Origin of the sequence: Shewanella vesiculosa (genome assembly GCF_009994065.1) — a bacterium.
Taxonomy (GTDB): Bacteria; Pseudomonadota; Gammaproteobacteria; order Enterobacterales; family Shewanellaceae; genus Shewanella; species Shewanella vesiculosa.
In genome coordinates this window covers 59,395-82,007 of the sequence record NZ_JAACSD010000014.1, presented here as the reverse complement: position 1 = coordinate 82,007, position 22,613 = coordinate 59,395, and the positions used below count along the sequence as shown (strand labels likewise).

18 protein-coding genes are annotated in these 22,613 nt (G+C 41.6%); 10 read left to right on the top strand and 8 right to left on the bottom strand.

Annotated features, from left to right (window positions below; translation table 11 throughout):
- Positions 1-55 precede the first annotated feature (55 nt).
- Positions 56-559: a hypothetical protein gene (locus GW828_RS15380; RefSeq protein WP_182697678.1), complete on the top strand. Its 504-nt coding sequence runs from the start codon at positions 56-58 to the stop codon at positions 557-559.
- On the opposite strand, the gene GW828_RS15375 is transcribed toward GW828_RS15380, so the two are convergent.
- The 6 genes from GW828_RS15375 to GW828_RS15350 all read right to left on the bottom strand — a co-directional run bounded on the left by GW828_RS15375 (position 551) and on the right by GW828_RS15350 (position 9,878).
- A complete protein-coding gene (locus GW828_RS15375; protein ID WP_243641000.1) occupies positions 551-2,488 on the bottom strand; it encodes an LTA synthase family protein in 1,938 nt (645 codons plus the stop codon). The genes GW828_RS15380 and GW828_RS15375 overlap by 9 nt on opposite strands.
- 447 nt (positions 2,489-2,935) lie before the next feature.
- Positions 2,936-4,381, bottom strand: a complete 1,446-nt coding sequence (locus tag GW828_RS15370) for a sensor histidine kinase (protein WP_273058691.1) — start codon at positions 4,379-4,381, stop codon at positions 2,936-2,938.
- A complete protein-coding gene (locus tag GW828_RS15365) occupies positions 4,378-5,055 on the bottom strand; it encodes a response regulator transcription factor (RefSeq protein WP_124018253.1) in 678 nt (225 codons plus the stop codon). Before GW828_RS15365 ends, GW828_RS15370 begins: the two co-directional genes overlap by 4 nt.
- Before the next feature lie 134 nt (positions 5,056-5,189).
- Positions 5,190-5,615, bottom strand: coding sequence for a diacylglycerol kinase (locus GW828_RS15360; protein ID WP_420542436.1), 426 nt, complete (start codon positions 5,613-5,615; stop codon positions 5,190-5,192).
- A gap of 13 nt (positions 5,616-5,628) precedes the next feature.
- Positions 5,629-7,299, bottom strand: a complete 1,671-nt coding sequence (locus GW828_RS15355) for a phosphoethanolamine transferase (protein ID WP_273058689.1) — start codon at positions 7,297-7,299, stop codon at positions 5,629-5,631.
- A gap of 206 nt (positions 7,300-7,505) precedes the next feature.
- Entirely contained in the window at positions 7,506-9,878 is a 2,373-nt protein-coding gene (locus tag GW828_RS15350) for a Tex family protein (RefSeq protein ID WP_273058687.1), read from the bottom strand.
- A gap of 227 nt (positions 9,879-10,105) precedes the next feature.
- On the opposite strand from GW828_RS15350, the gene greB reads away from it, so the two are divergent.
- Both greB and GW828_RS15340 read left to right on the top strand, forming a co-directional pair.
- Positions 10,106-10,585, top strand: coding sequence for a transcription elongation factor GreB (gene greB, locus GW828_RS15345; RefSeq protein WP_124018251.1), 480 nt, complete (start codon positions 10,106-10,108; stop codon positions 10,583-10,585).
- A gap of 297 nt (positions 10,586-10,882) precedes the next feature.
- Complete coding sequence (locus GW828_RS15340; RefSeq protein WP_182697675.1) at positions 10,883-11,686, top strand: sulfite exporter TauE/SafE family protein; 804 nt, start codon at positions 10,883-10,885, stop codon at positions 11,684-11,686.
- A 124-nt stretch (positions 11,687-11,810) separates the two neighbouring features.
- On the opposite strand, the gene GW828_RS15335 is transcribed toward GW828_RS15340, so the two are convergent.
- Positions 11,811-12,308 carry a helix-turn-helix transcriptional regulator gene (locus GW828_RS15335; protein WP_124018249.1) on the bottom strand — a complete coding sequence of 166 codons (498 nt, stop codon included), beginning with the start codon at positions 12,306-12,308 and terminating at the stop codon, positions 11,811-11,813.
- Positions 12,309-12,500: 192 nt separating this feature from the next.
- Between GW828_RS15335 and GW828_RS15330 the strand changes: the two genes are divergently transcribed.
- The 7 genes from GW828_RS15330 (at position 12,501) to GW828_RS15300 (ending at position 20,071) form a co-directional block, all read left to right on the top strand.
- A complete protein-coding gene (locus tag GW828_RS15330) occupies positions 12,501-13,745 on the top strand; it encodes a TolC family protein (protein WP_273058685.1) in 1,245 nt (414 codons plus the stop codon).
- Positions 13,742-14,773 (top strand): efflux RND transporter periplasmic adaptor subunit, encoded by a 1,032-nt coding sequence (locus GW828_RS15325; protein ID WP_273058683.1) that lies wholly within the window; start codon positions 13,742-13,744, stop codon positions 14,771-14,773. The genes GW828_RS15330 and GW828_RS15325 overlap by 4 nt, the downstream gene beginning before the upstream one ends.
- A gap of 1 nt (position 14,774) precedes the next feature.
- Positions 14,775-17,828: an efflux RND transporter permease subunit gene (locus GW828_RS15320; protein WP_273058681.1), complete on the top strand. Its 3,054-nt coding sequence runs from the start codon at positions 14,775-14,777 to the stop codon at positions 17,826-17,828.
- Entirely contained in the window at positions 17,825-18,130 is a 306-nt protein-coding gene (locus GW828_RS15315) for a DUF3240 family protein (RefSeq protein WP_182723011.1), read from the top strand. Before GW828_RS15320 ends, GW828_RS15315 begins: the two co-directional genes overlap by 4 nt.
- A gap of 99 nt (positions 18,131-18,229) precedes the next feature.
- Positions 18,230-18,652, top strand: coding sequence for a copper resistance protein CopC (locus tag GW828_RS15310; protein WP_273058679.1), 423 nt, complete (start codon positions 18,230-18,232; stop codon positions 18,650-18,652).
- Positions 18,653-19,041: 389 nt separating this feature from the next.
- Positions 19,042-19,323, top strand: a complete 282-nt coding sequence (locus tag GW828_RS15305; protein WP_273058677.1) for a YceK/YidQ family lipoprotein — start codon at positions 19,042-19,044, stop codon at positions 19,321-19,323.
- A 208-nt stretch (positions 19,324-19,531) separates the two neighbouring features.
- Entirely contained in the window at positions 19,532-20,071 is a 540-nt protein-coding gene (locus GW828_RS15300; protein WP_273058675.1) for a hypothetical protein, read from the top strand.
- A gap of 121 nt (positions 20,072-20,192) precedes the next feature.
- Here the strand turns inward: GW828_RS15300 and GW828_RS15295 are convergent, their stop codons facing one another.
- The gene (locus GW828_RS15295) at positions 20,193-22,613 is read right to left on the bottom strand and encodes a YbcC family protein (protein ID WP_273058674.1); all 2,421 of its coding nucleotides are present in this window, start codon (positions 22,611-22,613) and stop codon (positions 20,193-20,195) included.

Below are 22,613 nucleotides of genomic sequence, written 5' to 3'. Positions count from 1 at the left end.
CCTTAGTGAAATATTGACTATAATTTAGCCAGCACATCTTATGGACAAGGTCTAGATGATTATTACCACTCATTATCCGCAGATACCGCTAGCAACTTCAAATGTTGCGACGGATCTTGCTCGTGTGGACAATCAACAAAAACCGCCGGTTATTCCACCACAAGAACCCACCAAAGGCCATGAAGAACGCCAATTAAATCCGCAAAATGAGCGTGCTAACGCGTATATTGTTGCAGAGAAAAAACAGCAAGAACAAACTAAACGTCAACAACAAAATGTCGCTCAACAGTCAGTTGAGTCTAAAATACCCGCTTCACCTATGGCTCGGCCTCAGACCATCAGAATTATTGCTAGTCAGACTCCAGCGCTGCAACGTAAAGATATTCAGTTAAAGACCCAACCAAATAACCCTAAAGCAGCAGCAGAACCCAAACAACGCCAGTTTATAGACTCTGGCTTATCAAGTGCGGCATACCAACAATTTGGTCAGCGGATTGGTCAATTCTATCAACAACAATCCGCTCCAAATATTGAATCTCAGTTAAAAATCTTAGCGTGATACTGCGGGAGTAGCCAGATCAGTGATCGTCGGCTTTGCTTGTGTATTTTCCGAGCGATACAACATTTTGTTATAGGCTAGACTGCCCCACAATGCCCAACCTAATGCCGCTTCTGCTTGTGCATCATCTAATTTGGTTGGCGTTAGCTTTTCAGTCGCAAAATCATAAGTCACACTTTCAGGCGGTAATTCAGGTTGTAAAATAGTCATTTTATTCCCTTCTAATAAGCCAAAGTTTTTATCATATTGCATCATCGCGCGGCCAGGCCAAGAATCAGGTTCTTTGGTTAAATCACGGCCTAGCATTGGATAGCTATCCGAAATACCCAGTAACGAAACTAACGTCGGCGACATATCAATTTGGCTCACCACCCGTGGATCGTGCTTCACCGCAATTCCGTCACCTAAAATAAGCCCTGGGATACGGAAACGAGAGACAGGTATTAGTGCAGCACCGCCAACACGACTGTCATGATCGGCCACAATCAAAAATATGGTGTCTTTCCAATATTCTGATTTTTTGGCTTTCTTGAAAAACTCACCCACGGCATAGTCGGCATATTTTACCGCGTTATGCATGGTGTATTGTGGTTGCTCATACAGCTCAATACGGTCATCAGGGAACTCATAAGGATCATGATTACTTGAGCTAAACACTAAACTGAAGAATGGTTTGCCCTCTTTATGCATGCGCGAAAACTCTTCATCAGCACGGAACAATAAGTCCTCATCAGACACGCCCCAAGATGCGACAAATGCAGGATCTTTATAATCACCTTGATCAACAATATCGGTAAAACCATTACCTAAAAAGAAGCTGCGCATATTATCAAAATGGCTTTCTCCACCATAAATAAACTGTGTGGTATAGCCATGTTGTTTTAATAAATCAGCAATGGTAAAAAAGCCAGTTTGACTCTTACCCAGCTTAACCACTGCACGAGCTGGCGTAGGCGTAAAGCCAGTTGTCACCGCCTCAATACCTCTTACCGAGCGTGTGCCTGTAGCGTATAGGTTTTCAAAAAACCACCCTTGTTGAGATAACTCATCAATATTAGGTGTTAGCGGTAAACCACCTAAACTGCCGACAAAACGCGCACCAAGACTTTCTTGTAAAATGATCACTAGATTCTTTGGTTTGCCAGTATAACTAGCTTGATTGAACGACAAGGTTGGAATAGCGGATGACGTAAATGCACTCAGTGGTCTGCCACTTTCACGGCGCACAATATCAATCACTTTTTGGTCAGCTAGCTTGCCATACACTTTCGATGCATCTTCTTCGTTACCCATTTGTTTAATCGCAAAAACTAATGAAAAAGAGGAATTAAGTACCAGAGAATTAACTAAAGGATCGTCAGAAAAAGCCACTAATGAAGGATTAAGTGGTCTATGACCTAACGATGAACGCGCACCTAATATAGTCACAGCAATCACAATCACAGCAAGCACAGGACGCCAGTACCATTTAGGATAACGAATATTCTGCGTAAGCTTACCAGTAAACCACCAGCCACCCCATAAGGTCGCAATGGTTATCACTGCCGACAAAATAAGCTCGGCTTTACGCCCTGCCCATAACATCGATAATACTTCTTTTGGATACACCAGATATTCAACATACAAACGATTAGGTCTAAAACCATATTCGGCAATAAATGACGGCGATGATGCTTCAAGGAAAATGATCACCCACAAGCCCAGCGTTAGCCACACTCGTAATATTGTGACCCAAACTCGGCCAACTAAATGCTCACCCGAAAATACGACTGTGCCTAAGGCTGCAATGCCCCATAACCAACACATAGAAGCAAAATCAACTCGTAAACCTTGAATAAAGATATAACCCCAACCTTGCGCATCACTGACGCGATCGGCCTGCCACAAAGACAAACCTAGGCGACTCAAGCTCAAGATAATAAGTGACATAACACTGAATATAATAATGGCTTGGAGTAAGCTTCGTGAATGTTGTGATGAAGAAGGCAGCGCAGAACGTGCGTTATACCTAAAGGAATTTACAGCCATTTATTGCTCCGATATTTTGTTATTTTTTGCTACATGCGCAATTTAGATGCAACAAGACGAGCCAAACGTAACATGATTGTTATTTACAACAGACTAATGTTGGTATTTTTACCCGTATTATGCTGATGAATAAGGCCTTAATAATTTGATCTATTCAATCAAATTAAATATTTTATTCTTTTACTTATCAATATATTAATGAAAAATCATAAAGACAGGGATCATTGGATCTAAAACTATCTTAGTCTAAGACTCTGATTCATTATCAAAGTTCACTGATAAGGGCGGCTATACTAACCTTTTATTAACGATTCAGCTCAATCGTTTATCTCTTCAATGTGATCTGACTTAACATAATCCTGTCTCACGGTCAGCTTTTACTGGAATATGTAAAGTAAACATAATCTTATCTGTCGACACTAACTCGAAGCTAAATGTAAACCCGTTCAATTTGGCGACATTTTCCACAATGGCTAAACCTAACCCATGGCGATCGCTATTTGAACGTGATTGTTCCGCTTGAAATAAAGGTAACGTGAGTCGTTCTAAATCATTGGCATTAATACAAGTGAGTAATTGGTTTTCAATACTAATCACTAACCCTTGGCTATCTGACGTTAATCGTATTGGAATCATTGATTTTGCTGGACTGTAGTACAGCGCATTATCAAACAGATTGGTTAAAATAAGATGTAAAGAAAACTCATCAATAAGATAATTTTTATCCGCAGCACGATTATCAATGATTAAACGAGCATGAATGGCTGAATACTTAAAGGCCAGCTCATCGATAACGCGGCTCATCAGATCATTAATATTGATAGGTTGGCAGTGCAGATTAATGCTTTCAGATGAGGCTTGTTGCAATAATAATAAATTATTAACTATCGTTTTCATCCGTAAGCTAATACTAAGTACATCTTGTTTGTAACTTCCCCCAATGCGCTCATCGTCTGGATAACGAATGTAAATTTCACTCAAACTGATCAATTCACTGATCGGTGTTTTCAGCTCATGGGCAATATCAGCAGTAATACGCTTTTCAGTTTGTAAGTATTGTTGGCTAATTTTGACAAACTTATTGAGCTCTGTGCGTATGGGTTCAATCTCAAGATAGCGCTCAGAGTCGGAAGACAGCGGAATATGTTTTTCATTAACATTGACCGTTTTTAAAGACATATTTAATTCGTTCAGCGGTGTTAAACCACGATAAATAACCTTAATGACGGCCCAGCGTATCAGCACAATAACCAGCAATAAACCAATGCCTAAGGTGGAATCAATAATCACTGAAATTTGACTTAAGTCTTCCGTTGTAATGGCTATCGTTAACCACATGGGTTCGACTTTGCTTATCATTGCGCGGTTTGCTTTGGGAATTTGCGGCTCAAAGTAGGACACCATTGCTCGACCGTCTCGCCCATCGGGCAACACGACATCAGCAAAAACCGCACTGTTAAGTGGTATGTCTTTTTTGAGTAAATTTGCATCTCTGTATTGAGTTAACGATTCAGAGCGCTCGAATACGTTCGAGCCTTGCCATAATTGAAAGAAACTCGCTTTGGTTGATGAGCCAAATTCAGGCATAAATTCGCCAGAAAAATCAAATTCAGTACCTTTTGGAGTGACTTTAACTAAGGTCTTTAGGTAATTAGACTTGTCGGTTAACGCATTATCAAATTCAGCATCAACCCAATTATCTATGCTGATATCAATAGCAAAAAAAACTAAAATTAAAATAGCCGATACCACATAGGTCATGGTGTTGGCTAAATTTGTGGTTAACGATTTCATTCGTGCTCACCCACAAAATAACCAAAACCGCGCTTATTTTTAATGGGTAGCGTTGATCCAACGGCTTTGACCTTTTTACGCACCGACGACAAATGCGCTTCAATAGTATTTTTCGACAAATGGTTAAAAGAGCCTACGACGGCTTCGCTAATTTGTTCAGGATTAAGCACTTGCTTAGGGTTGTTAAATAAATACTCAACGATTTTAAATTCATTTTTAGTCAGGTCGATATAGTGACCGTTTACATGCAGAGACTTATTACTGGTATCGAGAACAAAGTCAGCAATGCAAATCGATTTAACTTGCTGATTAAGTACACCCCGTCGCCCAAGAGTGATTAATCTGGCTTGTAATTCGTCAAACGAAAAAGGTTTAGTCAGGTAATCATCGGCCCCCGATAATAGTCCATTGACTCGATCTTCAGCTTGAGATTTAGCTGATAAAATAATGACTTTAGCCTGATTACCCAGTTTACGGATGCTTTTGAGTAAACTGATGCCATCGACGTTAGGTAACATTAAATCTAAAATAATAAAGTCGTACTGGTTAGTCAGCGCCATGCTTAATCCCTCAGAACCATCACCGGTTTCATCAACGGTATAGCCTAAATGATCTAAGCCAACTCTAATGCCGCGACGCAAGGCTTCTGAGTCTTCAATTAACAGCACTTTCATTGAGTGTCCTTTATCATAATTACGCCTTTATCCACATCGCGATTAATGTTGCAAAAAGAACCATTACCTAAAACGATTATGAGTCTTTATTGCAACTATTTTGCATAACAAGCTAGCAACTAGGGTTAAGTCAGCTATGCCGACAAAATAACCCACCACACAATGACAGCCATTAACATACTAATAAACACAAAGGCCGAGGCAATATCTTTGGCTAAACCGGACAAGGTATGAAACTCTAAGCCAATACGATCAACCACTACCTCTATGGCGGTGTTAACCAGCTCTGCAAACAACACAAACAGTAATGCCAACACTAATATAGCCGATTGTGGTGCGCTAATATTGGCCATACAAGCAAATATCGTTAATGGGATAAACAGCAGTAACTCTTGTTGGAATGCTGCTTCATTGCGACACATCCACTTTAAGCCATTAAAGGTATTTTTACAGGTATAAAGTAAACGCATTATACCGGTACGTTTAACCACTATTGTTTCCATGTTGATACTCTCGTCATTGCGCTGGCTAGAAGATGAATTTGAAATTGATGAGGTCATTTATCCGGCCACTTTAATTAGTTTTACACGCTGTGGTGATGTCTAACTTTGGATCATGTACCGAAGTTGCAACGCCATAAAGCCCTAGTAATGTGTGGAATAAATTGTCATGGGAAAAAGTCCCTGTTTGAGCTAAATTAACCAAACATTGACGATCCATTCCTTTCGCTTGAGTGTAGTCTTGTGGCAACCACATAAACCAAGGAATATGAGTTTGCTCCTTAGGTGCAAAGGCATAAGGTGTGCCATGTAAATACATGCCGTTTTCACCCAGAGACTCTCCATGATCAGAAAGATACACTAAGCTGACATTATATTTATCTTGGTATTGCTGCAGTACTTTAATGGTTTCGGCTAATATATAGTCGGTATACGCTAGGGTATTGTCATAGACATTGACGATCTCCTCATCAGTACAGTTTTCAATATCACTGCGACTGCATGCTGGTGAAAATCGCTGCATATTTTCAGGATATCGCTTCCAATAGGTCGGGCCGTGGCTCCCCATAGTATGCAAAGCAATCATCTGATTATTTAAGCTGTTTTTGCCTGAAGAAGTTTGGTTTTCAACATCTTGCTTCAACTTAGCACTAAGCTTATTGACTAACACTTGGTCATAACAACTTGAACCATCGCATAATAAAGGATCATCGTTAGGCGCAATATCAATCTTGGTCAAGCGGGCTGCGACTTCTTTATCACCGCCATCACTATCAAACCAAGTGACTTCAACACCGGCATTCTTTATCACATCTAGGACATTATTTTGCGCATCAGCAGCTTCACGGTTGTAATTATCGTGAGTCAACCGTGAAAACATACAAGGTAAAGAGTAGGCAGTTGCAGTCCCGCAAGAAAACGCATTTTGCAGCGCAATAATCCCTAAATTTTGGGTGTAAGGATTGGTATCACGTTGATAACCGTTATAAGCCATATTTTGCGCGCGGGCTGTTTCACCAACAACTAAGACCATCAACGTCGGTTTGTTATTACTGTTAGCCAGCAAGTGTGCATCTTGACCAATAGGATTAAAGGTTAATTTTTCAGTAAAATAACGGTTATTTAAATACTTAACTGTATTAAAAATATGTGCCGGAATAATCATCTTATTAAGATATTTATTATTACGCCCTACCGATGCGTAATCTTTGTAGAAAAACAGCACCATAACTCCGATTATTGCCAAGCTCACTAGCGTAAATCCAACACGCTGCAAGATGGCTTTAACGAATGATGGGCCACTGGTTAATTTAGCGCGATAAAGCAAAATAGATGGCAAAATACCTAGCAGCAACACATAGCCAACGGAAGGGAGACTGACATATGACCATGCTTCGCCTGAATTGGTCTCGAAAATATTTTCAATCATGCCGTAATCAAACATGACGTTATATTTTAGCATGGCGTACATTGCCGCAGACGACGTCAGTAGTAATACAATCATCACGGGTTTAAACACAAATCTATACGCAAAGAAGCTGAATATCAGCATAAAACAGCCAGTCAGTAAAATGGCTGGCGACAGAGAAAAAAGTACATGCCCCTCTGTGGATAACTCATAGATTTTACGTATTAGCGGAATATTCAGCACAAACCCAAAATAAATAGCAATGATGAAGATCATTGCCTCATAACTGAAACTTTTTGGGGTAATACGAGATAGTGTTTGCGTTAGTAATTTCAATGTTGCCACTCACTATTAACTTGATTGGTGGCGATATTCCACTCTGAAACTTAAGATTCACTTAATATAAACTGAATTATTGCTGTTTTGTTAATTCAGTTTCAATAATATGGCCTAATAAGCAAAAAACCCTAACATCTAAGATGAAAGGGTTTTAATAATTAACATTCTATTAATATAGAGTGTGGAGTCTGGACGTTAATAGGCTATTTTTTAAGTTTAGCAAAAGCGTCAGCAAACGCATTACCCATAGCAGCATTTTGCTGCACTTTGACTGGCTTATTAGTAGGTTTATTATGCCCCGCAGCTTGGGTATTCGTTGAAGACTTAGCCGCGGCTGACTTTTTATGGTGACTATTTTGTGGCTTAGGTTGTGACTGTCTGGTCGCTTTTTCAGTATCGATTTTTTCGTCAAGACGCATACTTAATGCAATGCGACGACGCTCAATATCAACTTCCATGACTTTGACTTTCACCACATCACCCGCTTTGACTATGGTGTGCGGATCACTAACAAATTTGTCGGTTAACGATGAAATATGCACTAAACCATCTTGATGTACGCCCACATCGACAAAAGCACCAAAATTAGTCACGTTAGTGACCACGCCTTCCAAAATCATCTCAACTTTAAGATGCTTTAACTCTTCGATACCGTCTTTAAACGTCGCGGTTTTAAACTCGCCGCGGGGATCGCGACCAGGCTTGTCTAGTTCGGCCAAAATATCATTAATGGTAGGTATACCAAATGCGTCAGTGACAAAATCGGCAGCGTTAATCTGTTTTAACAAATCACTATTACCGATCAGTTCTGTTAACAGCAATTGCTTAGCGTTAGCAATCGACTCAACCAAGCTGTAGGCTTCGGGGTGAACAGATGAAGAATCCAGAGGATTATCGCCATTACGAATACGTAAAAAACCTGCCGCTTGCTCATAAGCTTTAGGCCCTAAACGGGCCACACTCAATAGTTGCTTACGGTTAGTAAATTGGCCATTCGCATCACGAAAATCAACCACGTTTTTGGCTAAAGCTTTGGTTAATCCAGCCACTTGAGCCAATAATGGTGCCGATGCCATGTTTAAATCAACACCCACGGCATTCACACAATCTTCGACCACAGCGTCCAGCGACTGCGATAACTGACTTTGGCTAACATCATGCTGATATTGCCCTACGCCAATGGCTTTTGGTTCAATTTTTACCAGCTCGGCCAACGGATCTTGTAAGCGACGTGCAATAGAGACAGCGCCACGAATAGATACATCAAGATTAGGAAATTCATTGGCAGCAAATTCAGAAGCCGAATACACAGATGCCCCCGCTTCACTGACAATCACTTTAGTCAGCGTTGGATGCGTCTCTTTCATGGCCGCAATTAACTCGCCGGTAAGCTTGTCGGTTTCACGTGAGCCAGTACCGTTACCAATCGCGATAATGCTCACTTTGTGCATTGCGACTAAGTTACTTAGGGTGCGAATCGACTTGTCCCACAAGTTTTGTGGTGCATGGGGGAAAATAGTCGTGTGGGCCACCAGCTTACCTGTGTTGTCTACAATCGCTACTTTCACACCCGTACGAATCCCAGGATCAAGCCCCATGGTCGCTTTAGCACCTGCAGGTGCTGCCATCAATAAATCACCCAGATTACGGGCAAACACTTTAATAGCTTCTTCTTCTGCGCTCTCACGCATCTTGGCAATAAACTCAGTTTCCATTTGCAGAGCAACTTTAATCCGCCATGTCGAGGTCACTACTGTTTTCAGCCATTCATCAACACTACTGTTGCTGAGACGCAATCCAAAGTGATCGCTAATAATCACTTCACAATAACTGCCTTCAGCAGCTTGGGTATCAGGATCGGCGTTCATCGATAGGCTTAACATGCCTTCATTACGACCGCGTAACATGGCTAAAGCACGATGTGATGGGATTTTGCTCATCAACTCATTGTGCTCGAAGTAGTCGCGGAATTTAGCGCCTTCTTTTTCTTTGCCTTTTACCATGCGGCTTTCAAGAACGGCTTGCTGACTTAAATGCTGGCGAACTTTACGCAGTAATTCTGCATCTTCGGCAAAGCGTTCCATTAAAATAAACCGTGCACCATCCAGCACAGCTTTAATGTCGGCAAAACCGGCTGCAGGATTAATAAATTCACTGGCTTTGCTATCTAGATCTAATTGGCGATCAGCCAACACAGCATCGACCAGCGGCTCAATACCTGCTTCGATAGCAATTTGGCCCTTGGTGCGCCGCTTTGGCTTGAATGGTAGGTATAAATCTTCAAGACGGGTTTTACTGTCGGCGTCATTAATCGCTTGAGTTAACGCTGGAGTTAATTTCCCTTGGGCGCCAATACTCGACAAAATCACTTCACGGCGATCGTGTAACTCACGTAAATACCCTAAGCGAGAAAACAAGTTACGCAACTGGGTGTCATCTAAACCACCGGTTGCTTCTTTACGATAACGCGCCACAAACGGCACTGTTGCACCATCATCTAATAGCGCAATGGTCGCTGTGACCTGTTGTTCACGGACATTAAGTTCTTGAGCGATAATCTGGGCAATATTATGCATAATCAATCGAATTCGACATGGTTTAAAATAAAATTATGCCAAAGATACCATAAAGACCATCAGTTCGCTGCTAGTACGAAAGGCTTTTAAGATAATCAATAAAAAGAATGCATCATCAGGCCTGAAGTGCTAAAACACACAGATAAATATTGCGGCTTCTTAGTTGTAAATTTTTTAACAACAGACAACATGGCACAGTTAATCGACCACATAGAAGAGTACCCAGCGTGAAAACAAAGCTAATCACTTTAGAAGGCTATAACAAACTCAGAATTGAGCACGACTACTTGTGGAAAGAACAACGTCCTGAAGTGACCAAAATTGTCACCTGGGCGGCAAGTCTTGGCGATCGCTCAGAGAACGCAGATTACACTTTCAATAAGCGTTTATTAAGGCAAATTGACCGTAGAGTGCGCTATTTACGTAAGCTGCTGCCAGAGCTCAAAATCGTCTATTACGCCCCAGAGCAAGAAGGCAAAGTGTTTTTTGGCGCCATTGTCGAAATCGAAAACGATGCCGGTGATATCAAAACGTTTAAAATTGTCGGTCCAGAAGAAATTTATGACGAACGCAAAGATTACATCTCCATCGACTCACCAATGGCGCGCGCCTTACTCAAAAAACAAGTCGACGATGAAGCCGTGGTCAGCACTCCCCAAGGCGACAAAATCTGGTACATCAATAAAATTACCTATGCCAAACCATAGCCTAGTGTGCCTAACTGCAACCTACTTCGTGGTGTTTATCATAAGCAATGACAACTCAATTATGAATTTAATGATGAATCACCTAACCACAACTACCACGCTGCACAACTGAAATAACCTTTTGAATTGCCAGCGATAAACGCCATCGTTTTGTTCTAGATTATATGCAGAGTACCTTGCTCACCACGCATTAAAGCGCCAAAGCCCAAAGGTCATTTTCGCCACACAAACTGATCAATATACTAAGACTATATCGATGATTTTATAAAAATATTGAATATTGAATATGGAGTGAAGATGTTACAACCTGAGTGGATTTTACTATTTTTATTATTAGGCTCCTTTGTCGGTTTTATGGCTGGGTTATTAGGTATCGGTGGTGGTGGGATTTTAGTCCCGACATTAACCTCTATATTCCTATTGCACGGTATCGCTATCGATCATGTAGTGCATTTGGCGTTGGGAACTTCAATGGCTTGCATGGTGATCACTTCTTTTTCCAGTTTCCGATCTCATAATGCAAAAGGTGCGGTTGTATGGTTGGCTGTTAAAGGTATGGTTTTAGGCATTATTTTAGGTACATTTACTGCAACATTTTTAGCCTCATATTTAAGTTCATTATATCTGGGGATCTTTTTTGCATTATTTATGGCATTTGTATCGACGCAGATGTTTTTAAATAAAAAACCAAAACCGTCAAGGCAGTTATCAGGGCCTGCAGGCTTATTTTCAGCGGGTTTAGGTATAGGATCTATATCAGCATTAGTCTCGATTGGTGGTGGCTCTCTAACCGTCCCCTACCTAACATGGCAGAACATTGACATTAAGAAGGCCATTGGTACATCTGCAGCTATCGGGCTCCCCATTTCTATTACAGGTACTATTGGGTATTTGATTAATGGTTGGAGTTTTTCGTCAGTAAATGACTATATCTTAGGTTATGTATATCTGCCTGCGGTGGTATTAATTTCAGTAACCAGTTTTATAACCGCACCCTATGGTGCACTACTGGCCCACAAGTTACCCGTGTCACTGTTAAAGAAAGTATTTGCGGTTCTGCTGATTATATTGAGCATTAAGATGTTGATTTCAATAATATGATATTAAACTGAAATACGTTATCAACGATTATCAATACAGCCTTAAATCCCATAACGGGTTTTGAGCTGTAATCCATACTCTAAAAATAGTTGCTAATAATTGTCACTAGCGTTTTATTGCGACTTTATTCCTGAATAAAATCTTCCATAAACCATGCGCACAAAGTATGGCGTCCATCAACTTGTGCTTTACTATAAATGGTTGATGCTTGTTGGCGAACGGTTTTTTCTTTGGTTAAACGTACTTCGGCAATTTCTTTGAAACTGAGGCCTTTTAACAGTAAAAGTGCCACTTGTTGTTCACTTTTGGTAAATCCCCAAGCAGTAAATTGTGCTGCAATTGTTAGGCTGTATTCTTGTCTGGCAGCATGCATTTGGCTCGACATATTATTAATCTGCTTATCTGCTTTTACGAGTTTGCTCCTGAGGGCTTTTACCTGGCGAGAGCTGCGTATCAGATCGAAACCTAAATAAATACTGCCCAATATGGTAAGCAATACTAAGATCCCCTCTTGTGCAATATGCCAAGTTGGGAGGTTGAGTTGCAAGTCAGCAAAGATGTCAAAAAGTTTAAATAACGTTATCAACAGCAATAATATAATAATAAAAACATCTTTTTTCATGGTAACAATCCTGACGCAAAGCAATAATAAAAAATAACCCCAAAAATAACACAAGATAATTTAATAAATTAAATCAAAATCTTACGCTGTGGTACATATGTACCATAAGGGGGTTTATGATACATGCTACCCATGCGATGTAACACCAACATGAATATTATGATTATACATTTTGGGTTACAGAAATCACTTATGTCTGCTGTTAAGTTTAGTATCAAGATATGTCTTCTCATCGCGTTTATAAGTTGTGGTACTTACAGCTATGCAACGCCTAATAACCAACTGCCACAGCTGTTGCAAATCAGCCAAGATAGGTTAAAAGCGACACAAGCTAACAAGATGTCAACCAATGATGTCCGCGGGGTGGAATTAAGCAGTTCAACTTGGTTGTCCGGCTTACCCAGTATTAACTTAAGTTACCTTAGCGACCTTGATAATAGTAACATTTATGAGCAAGAAGTATCGCTTAACCTACCTATCAAATCATTCAGTTTGCACTCTAGTGATAAACAGCTGAGACAATTGACCCAAGACTTACAAGGTCAGCAGGTCGCATTACAAAGACTGTACTTATCTGGTTTGCTCAGGCAAAGCATGTGGGAGCATCGCATCGCATCGGTCAAACTTAGCCAGCTCAATCGCAAAGCCACCTTACTCGAAAAATTACACACTCAACAAAAACAACTTTCCGATGCTGGAGAGTTACCTTTAGTGAATTTATTATTGTTAGAACGTGAGCGCGTTGACATTGATCTAGCCCAAATTGATCTTAAGCAGCAACAAGCAGATGCACTATCGCTTTTTCGCTCGTTAACAGGCCGAAATGAAATGCCTGAGCAAATAGAAGAACAACTGCACCCTGTGTCTGTTCCTGACTCTGGTAACCCTGATGCGGTTAACACGGCCTTAATGCAGCATCCATTGTGGCGCTTACAATCACTGCAACAGCAGCAACAGTTGTTAATGATCAAAAGTCAGCAAGCGGGAGAGCAAGATCCTTGGACTGTGTCATTAACGGCAAAAGAAACCGCTGGCGATCAATTTAATGACCAACATTTAGGCCTAGGGATCAGCGTACCGCTGAGTTTTGGCTCGGCACTATCACAAAGTGATCTGTCTATTTGGCAAAAAGATTATCAAGAACAAAGCCTAAACAGTGAACGCATCTATCTTGAATTAAAGACCCAAACAGAAAAACTGGCTATGCAACAGCAAAGTCTTCGCCAACAACAGGCGTTACTGCAGCGCGGACTGTCTTTAAGCAGAACCATCACCGAACATTTGGCCAAAGTGAAAGATCACAATCAAATTGGCTATGAAATCTGGCTGCGTCGCTATATGGACGCGCTTGATACTGAATCGCAATTAGCGCTTAACCAAGTCACTCAGCAACAACTTCATTCTCAGCAACTGCAAGCCTTAGGAATTTCATTATGATGGCCAAATTTGGCGTTAGCCTTTTATGCGTACCTTTTTATTTATTAGCCAGTATCGCGTCCGCGGAGTCGATATCGCTTGAAGATTTGGGTAACTTAGAATTGAGCTATATCCAGCCTCGAAAAGTAGCCAGTTATGAAGGTAGTTCACTGCCAGCACAAATTGAGCGTTTACCCGGTAATGATTATTGGGTTATGACCCCTGAGAATATCCAACAAGTGACTTTCTTAGTCGGTCAGGGGCAAATTGTTACCAAAGGTCAAGCGATTGTGAGGTTGACGGGTCCTGAAGTGTTTCATTTTCTGGCTCAAATAGAGGCTGCTAAAAGTCTTTATCAACTAGCCAAGCAGCGTTACGACCGTAATAAACCATTATTAGAAAGTGGCAGTATTAGCACGGAAAAGTGGCGTGAGATCAGCCAAGATTATTTCAGCACTCATCTTGAATACGAACATATGCAGCATTTTATGGAGATGGTGCAAAGTATCGATGCCAAAACAGAATCATTAGTGGTGATTGCCCCTGTTGCAGGCATTGTCAATCTGAATCATCTCAATAGTCCTTACACCGCAGGAGCCCAGCTATTTTCGCTAGTACCTGCGGACAGCATAAGGGTTAAAGTCAATGTGCCCATGAGCCAATCAACGTCATTATCTGCAGTAAATATTAATCAGTGTCATATTTCGATAGATGAAGTATCGGCTATTGCTGATGGTGTGTTTTTAACGGCATGGTCAAAGCCGGTACCTCAAGAGTGTAACTTACTGTTAGGCCAACAAATCACTGTGATACCCGAGTATCAAAAAGCCGTGTATATGTTACCTAAAAATAGCGTATTTAGCTGGCAACAAGAGAGCCAAATCTTTATCCAAACAGCGCAAACATTATCGGCGCTCAGTATCGATATTTTAGGTTCGACCTCTGATGAATATATTGTTGCGAGCGATCAAGACCTAAGCCAAATTCAAGTATTATCTCAATCTGTTGCGGCTGTTAAAGGGATATTACTTGGCTTAGGAGGCGAATAATATGCTCGCTTCCGTCATCCGTTTTTCGCTGACTCAGCGCATATTTGTTCTGATTGTCGCGCTGATATTAATGCTCGCTGGTGCTCGCGCTTGGTTTGCTATTCCGCTAGATGCTTTTCCTGATATCTCACCGACTCAGGTTAAGATCATTTTAAAAGCGCCAGGCATGACCCCTGAAGAAATCGAAGCACAAATTACCGTGCCTATCGAAACTGAATTATTGGGGATACCTAATCAGGCTATTTTACGTTCAACCACCAAATATGCCATCAGCGACATTACCCTAGACTTTACTGAAGGGACTGATATCTATTGGGCCAGACAGCAAGTGAGCGAGCGACTTGCCGCTGTGTGGGACAGTTTTCCGCAAGGGGTATCGGGTGGTGTTGCACCTATGAGTACACCATTGAGTGAGATTTTTATGTTCACTCTGGAAAACCCTAATTTATCTCTAATGGAACGCAGACAGCTGCTGGAGTGGGAGGTTCGTCCACTCCTGCGCACCGTTGCTGGAGTGGCCGATGTTAATATTTTAGGCGGTTATGCTAAGAGTTTTAGCATTAATCCTAATCCGTCTGCGATGGCCGCTGCTGGGGTGAGTTTTGCCTCACTTCAACAAGCCATTATTGATAATAACCACAATGAAGGTGCCGGAAAACTCACTATCGGCACTGATACTATTATTGTCCGTGCTGAAGGCCGAATTGATAATATTGATGAGCTAAAGCAACTGGTTATTAAGGTTGATGATGCCAAGGTATACCGCCTTAGAGACTTAGCAGATATTCAGATTGGTCATTTAGCTCGTTATGGCGCAGTGACCAAAGACGGTGAAGAAGCTGCTGAAGCGTTAATTATTGCTCTTAAAAATGCTAACACGGCCAAAGTGGTCAGTAGTATTAAAGAAAAGCTTGATCAAATCAGCACCACATTACCTGAAGGCAGTGTGATTAATACCTTCTATGATCGCGCAAACCTAATTAATACCGCCATCGATACCATTTCGAGTGCATTGTTTGAGGCTGTACTGTTAGTTATTGTGCTACTAGCACTGTTTCTAGGCAACGTCCGCGCCGCTTTGGTGGTGTCGCTGTCTTTGCCTCTCGCGGCATTAACGACCTTTTTAATGATGGACCTATTTGATCTTTCCGCCAACCTTATGAGCTTAGGTGGATTAGTGATCGCCATAGGTATGTTAGTCGACTCTTCCGTGGTGGTGGTTGAAAACATGGTCAACCTGATTGCGACTAAGCAACGGTTACCCCGTTTACACCTTATTTATCGCGCCACGAAAGATGTCGCGATTCCGGTGGTATCGGGCACTGTCATTGTAATGATAGTGTTTTCGCCATTACTGACACTTACAGGGCTGGAGGGCAAACTGTTTACTCCAGTCGCCGTGACGATTGTGTTCGCCATGTTGTCTGCATTGGTGTTATCACTCACCGTTATTCCTGTGGTGGCGTCTTATCTGGTGAATGAAAAGTCTGCCCAAGAACCTAAGGCTATCGAGAAATTAAAAGCCGCGTATCTTCGCAGCCTTAAAAGTACTTTTAACCATAAAAAGCCTTTTATGATCATCGCGTTTGCCTTACTCATTGTCAGTTTAGGCTTGTTTAGCTTAGTGGGTAAAACCTTTATGCCGACCCTAGATGAAGGTGACATTATTTTACAGTTAGAAAAGTCGCCTTCTATCTCGCTTGCTGCCTCTATTGCGATAGATAAGCAAATTCAGCAGACCTTGCTTGCTGCGGTTCCTGAAATTAAGCAGATGGTTGCTCGTACCGGAGCTGATGAAATGGGTTTAGATCCAATGGGCCTCAATGAAACCGATGTGTTTTTAGAACTGGCCCCACGCGATGAGTGGCGATTTGATTCTAAAGAGCAATTAATTGAGGCGATTCGCAGCGAGTTGCTTAAGTATCCTGGAGTTAATTTTAACTTTACCCAGCCGATCCAAATGCGCGTTTCGGAAATGCTCACCGGCAGTATTGGTGATGTAGCGATTAAGGTATTTGGTACCGATATCGATACTCTAGGGCAATTAACCGCGCAAATAGAACAGCTTGTTAGTGCAACAGCTGGCAGTATCGATGTCAAAATGTCGATGATTGAAGGCAGTCCTTTTATCAATTTAACCTTAGACAATGAAATGGCGCGTGGGTTTGGTATGAGCACCATGGAGTTTGCTCGCTATTTAAAGAGTCAGCTTGAAGGGGTAATCGTTACCGAAGTGCTACAGGGTAAAAAGCGTACTCCAGTTCTGATAGCCAATAATCAAGGTGGCTTAAGCAGCATTCATGAACTGAAAAATCAGTTATTGGTGATGCCAGATCATTCCTTAAAGCGTTTAACCGATGTGGCTAAGTTAAGCTATAAAGAAGGGCCTATCTTAATTGAACGTGAGCAAGGCGACCGTTTCTCGGTGATCACCACTAACGTTCAAGGGCGCGATATCGTCAGCTTTGTTGAAGAGCTCAACGCGAAAATCACGGCCGATATTAAGTTCCCTAGCGGATACAGTGTCAGCTTTGGTGGCGAGTTTGAAAACCAACAACGTGCGACTAATAATTTACTCTTGGTTATCCCCATTGCAATTGCGTTAATCACGCTGATTTTGTTCACTACCTTTGGATCATTAGCGAAAGCTGGTTTAATCCTCGCCAACGTGCCATTTGCCATGATGGGCGGTATTGTGAGCTTATATTTGTCTGGCGAATATTTGTCGGTACCGGCATCGGTTGGGTTTATCGCCCTGCTTGGCGTAGCGGTACTTAATGGTGTCGTGATGGTGAGTTATTACGAGCAAACCAAGCATCTATTCAGTGGTTTATTATCACGAGTAGAACAGGGTGCCGCGAGGCGCTTACGACCCATCTTGATGACTGCCACGACAGCAATGTTTGGCTTAATGCCGTTGGTATTTGCTTCTGGTCCTGGGGCTGAAATCCAAAAACCGTTAGCCATTGTTGTGATTGGTGGTTTGTTAACATCAACCATTACAACACTTTATTTATTACCAATTCTTTATTACTGGCTGGAGAAACGTAAATGATCACTGAGCAATTGTTAGTGCTGATCGCTCAAAATGATATCAAGGATGATATCGTCGATACTTTAATCGAGCTGGATTTCTTATCAGGTTTTAGCCTAGGTGATATTTGTGGTTTTAGTCGCGAACATAGCCACTTTAATATTAAGGAACAGGTTGAAGGTTACCGAGAATTTTGTAAATTTGAAATTATGCATCCAGTTGATCAGCAGCAGGCATTATTGAGCACCCTTGCGCTAGTGTGCAAACATAATCCGTGTCGTTACTGGATCACGCCAATCGTGCATACCGGCACCTTATGTTAGCCGAAATAATAGCAATCGGACTAAAGCATCTTGTGTCAAACAAGCGATAAACTTACACCGGTTTGCGGTCGCTATTGAGTAAAATGGTAAGGCGTTGAGATGAAAATCTACCACGGTTTAGGATTATTCTTATCTACTGTGTTGGTCACAAATAGTGTTGTGGCCAACGAATTAACGTCCAATAATAGCGCTGTGGCGGTTGAGTTTATTATGGCGCCTGCGAGTAAAATAAAGCTGTCATTTGATGAAATAGTGACGTTAGATTCACTAACGCTTAACGACATGGACGGCTACGGGCTCAATTTAAACATTCAAGTGCCGAAAGGTGAAAGCAAAGTCTTTTCTGTTGAGATGCCCTCACTTATGCCGACTGATTATGTTGTTTTATGGCAGGTCCATAATCATGATAACGTCGCTAAAAAGGGAACGCTTAAGCTAACCATTGAAGATGACGATAGCTACCCTCGACCATCAACCAAAAAACATAAGCACGCTATCCTGCATAACAAATTACATCATTAAATAATTTGCCGATAGTTTGGCTCACAAGATTGCTAATTAGCGACTAAAGCATTTACTTATTCGCAGATCATCACCAATACAGTTCGAGATGATCCGCGGGGTTAAAGCGATTTAACATATCAAATACGCCAACAGCATCCATTATGTGGCTTGTGAAAAGTCGGACAGTAAGCACTCAACATAGAATAAAAAACGATAGCAATAAGCAAAATGGTATTGTGGCGAGTATTCTGCTAAGTTCAATTGTTATCAATTAGTTGTGTGTATTGATACTGATACTCAAGCTGAATGGGCATAATCAGTATTCGAACACTGTCATTATCATTGAAAGGAATACTTGTTTATGAAAGGATTCACACTCATTTTAGTCGCGCTATGTACATTTTCATGTGCAACCATTAAAACCATTGATCCCCCCACAAAATCATCTTAATATCTCACAGAATGGCAAAAAAAGTTATTGTGAAGAGATACCAAGAGTCTATAGCGGTGTTTCGTATAACTTCTGCCTTTTATATGGTGAGCCAAGTAAAACGGTCAATTTAGGTGGCTCAGTTAACAAGGTCCCTCTTATTGTTTTTGATACGGTGTTTTCTGTGGTTTCTGATACCGTCGTTTTACCCTACACCATAAAAATGCAAGCTGACAAAGGCTCACTTAAGGTTAATTAACCTGCCTATTCTTTAGCATAAATCTAGGCAAATCGGATGGTTTATCGATGATAATTTTTAGCAGGTCATTAATGGCTATAAGGATCAATCACTATGGTTGTGCCATTGTAGAATGAAAGTTCCGATCAATTGACTGTGTGAACAAGATAAGCCTGAATTAACCATAAAACAGACCGAACACCAGACAAGAAAGCGAAGAATAACAGCCATGAAAAGACTGTCAGGAATAGCATTAATTAGCTCAGTTATTTTATATAAATTACTGTCCACATATTTTGATTACCATTTATATTTCTACAGCTTTGAGAACTATAAAATATTTGATGCAACATTAAATTTACTGCTGTTTTCAATACTGCTATGCGGTTCTTTATTGGCTGAACTCAAAGTGAAACTATTATTAATCATAGCAGGCTTTGTATTAGCTTCTTATCATGTATCAACATTTTTAAAATACGGCGAAAAATACAAATCTATATATGAAGTCAATAAAAATAGCACCTTAGTGTTAACCAGTTACGATTTAGGTGCACTAGGAAGTGGCTTGGTAAACGTTGAACTTTACCAAAAAAATAACTTACTGATGGAACCTATCACGCTAAGGTCATATGAGCACATAATGAATGGTGAAATAGTAAAATATGGTAATTGCTGTGTAAAAATAACCATGACAACTTATGACAGGAAAACCATCGAAGATATCATAAGCTTAAATGAAGTCCTTATTAGGCCAAGTATGACTCGGTAAACCTATTTCCAAGGCGTATTGACCTCTACGCGAGGTTCATACGCCAACGGACGACTGATAAAAATAATCGCGACTCATTATAATTGTTACCACCTGCACTAACGTTACAGGGCGACAAATGTTAAGCCGCTTGTGGTAACCACTGCCCCTGATAGTAACGTTCAATTACACCTTCATCTGACCAGCGCAGTAAATACAACCATTGGTTATCGACAAGCCAGCGCACATTGTCATGTTTAGCCGTGATCTGCTCAATGGGCTCTCTTGGTGCAGCGAGATACACAGCTAAACGTTGCGGTTGATGCATCCATTTTTGGCCATCATGCAACGTTTGCATCGACAGGCCAATACGTAAATCACCACCGTTACCTTCAAACACACCAATATGACCCGCGACAGCGTTATGCAGTAACTTATTACCACTGCCGTATTTAACATTATCGCTCACCGATGCGTTATATTGCATATTAATCCAATTGGTTACCACCATAGGCGCGGTCATGATCAATTCTAAAACGCCAAAGTCAGCATCATTTTGCCATTGGTAATCATGTAAAAAGCTTCGACCTTGCAGATTGACATTTCTGGTCCAAGATCGAGGCGCCACAATAAAAGCGGCATTGTTTACCAAACCCCATTCTGGACGCACTTGAGACCAATCATTACTGCGCTGAATATAAAATCGATCTAATTCAGCTGCACTGCTACCAGCTAACTCTGGGGAGATGTGAACCAAACGCTCTCGCTGCGCCGTTTCTGTAGCAGCTGTTAGCCATGAGACTAGGACGGGATCGATATCTGTATCAAAGCAATCAATATGATCTGTGGTGGTGTTATGCAATGCGGCCACAAAATGGGTCGTGCTAGGAATTACAACCTCGAGATCTAACAATGCTTTACGTACATCTTGCTCATTTAATAATTGGGCTAAAACCCGCACGTTTACTTCACCAGTTTGACCGCCACAGGCACCACAATCCAAGCCCGCAGCATGTAAATTATTGGTGGTGTGGCTTCCATGCCCGACCAATAATACCGTAGGTGAAAATTGGCTTAATCCCATGGCATTTAGGATACCTTTAGCCAGTTCAGCTTTATCGGTTAACGACAGTAGCTGATCATTTTTACGTAAGATCCAGCTTTTTTGATGAGTCAGTGCATTAACAGGATTGTGGGTTTGTTTGGCAAAAAATGATTTTTTGAGCATTTTAAAAGCATAGAGCCAGCCCATGGATTCCACCATAGAAAATGCTGACGGCGCAGCTTGTGACCAGGTTTGCCAGCGAGCCTTGCTATTTAGCGTATCGGTTTGAGCCTGTGTATCACGCCATTCAGACACTCGTATGATCGGCTGTAACAATCCCGGTAACTGAGGGCGAGACAATTCACTGTCGTGCGGTTGATACTCGATAGGTAATCCGAAAAAGCCCGCAAACCCCATGGTTTGGATATCATCACTCTGATTTTCTAACGCCCGGCGTATGACCTCTGAACGAACGTCGATACAAAATGCGGCCTGTAACTTTGGCGCTGTTATAGGGTGCTTTTGAGCATCCACTAACTGAGTGTTCAGCTTGTGTTGATAACTCAGTTCAGCTGCCTTTGCCCACACCCAAAGGGGCTGTTGTGCTTGCTCATGCTGCGCGAGTAAATGCGGCAGTTGATCTTTTTCACGCATCCAAAGCGCGGCTAAGTGAATAAAACTGTCCGCTTGTTGTGCTTTTAAGTAACGCCAAATCACTAACTCCCAAGCCATACGAATTGCCAGTAATTGCAGCATTTCATCGCTCGGCGTTGCCTGCAAGTCGCCTTGCCAGCGCAAATAGGCGACCCAAGAAGCCCAGCCATTGATATCAAGTAACAATGCATGGGCATAAGACTCGATTACAGTGTCATCAATCCCCAACTCATCAACAGCTTCTGCGAGCAAGGTCGGTGCATCTTGCGGTAATTGTTTGAAATAGTGCAGCAAGCCTGGCTCATCCATAATAATACTCAGGCCGCGATCCCGACCGGTAACCTCGAGCCAATGACAGTATAGATCTGGCTGTGCTGAACTATCACGACAAGGCAAAATGGGCCGCAACTGTTGATAATATGCTGCACAAAATTGACTGATTTGATGAATGATTTCATCCCGCCATGCCATTTTGTATCGGTCGCGTTGATTATCTAATAAATCGGCAATATTGTGAAAGTGAGTCAGATCATCGGCTTGATCAAGAAAGGCTTCAAGCTGATCCACTGACATTGCAACCTCTTGTTGCTCCGCCGCTAATAACAACGCATGCTGGCTAATGTCGCCTTGTGCATATAAATGCTGATAATAGCCTTTGGGCATTAAACACTGAATACGATCGAGTGCCGATACTCGCGCCGACACTTGTTCAATCGGTTGCTCACGCATTTGCCAAAATGGATTAACAGCAATCATTTTATCGAGCGGCCATGTCGGGGCAATGTTGTTACCCGCGGAAGTTAATTTTGCCTGCTGGCTATCAGTCAGTTGCGCTATCAAAGGTGATTTAACTGCGATACTCAT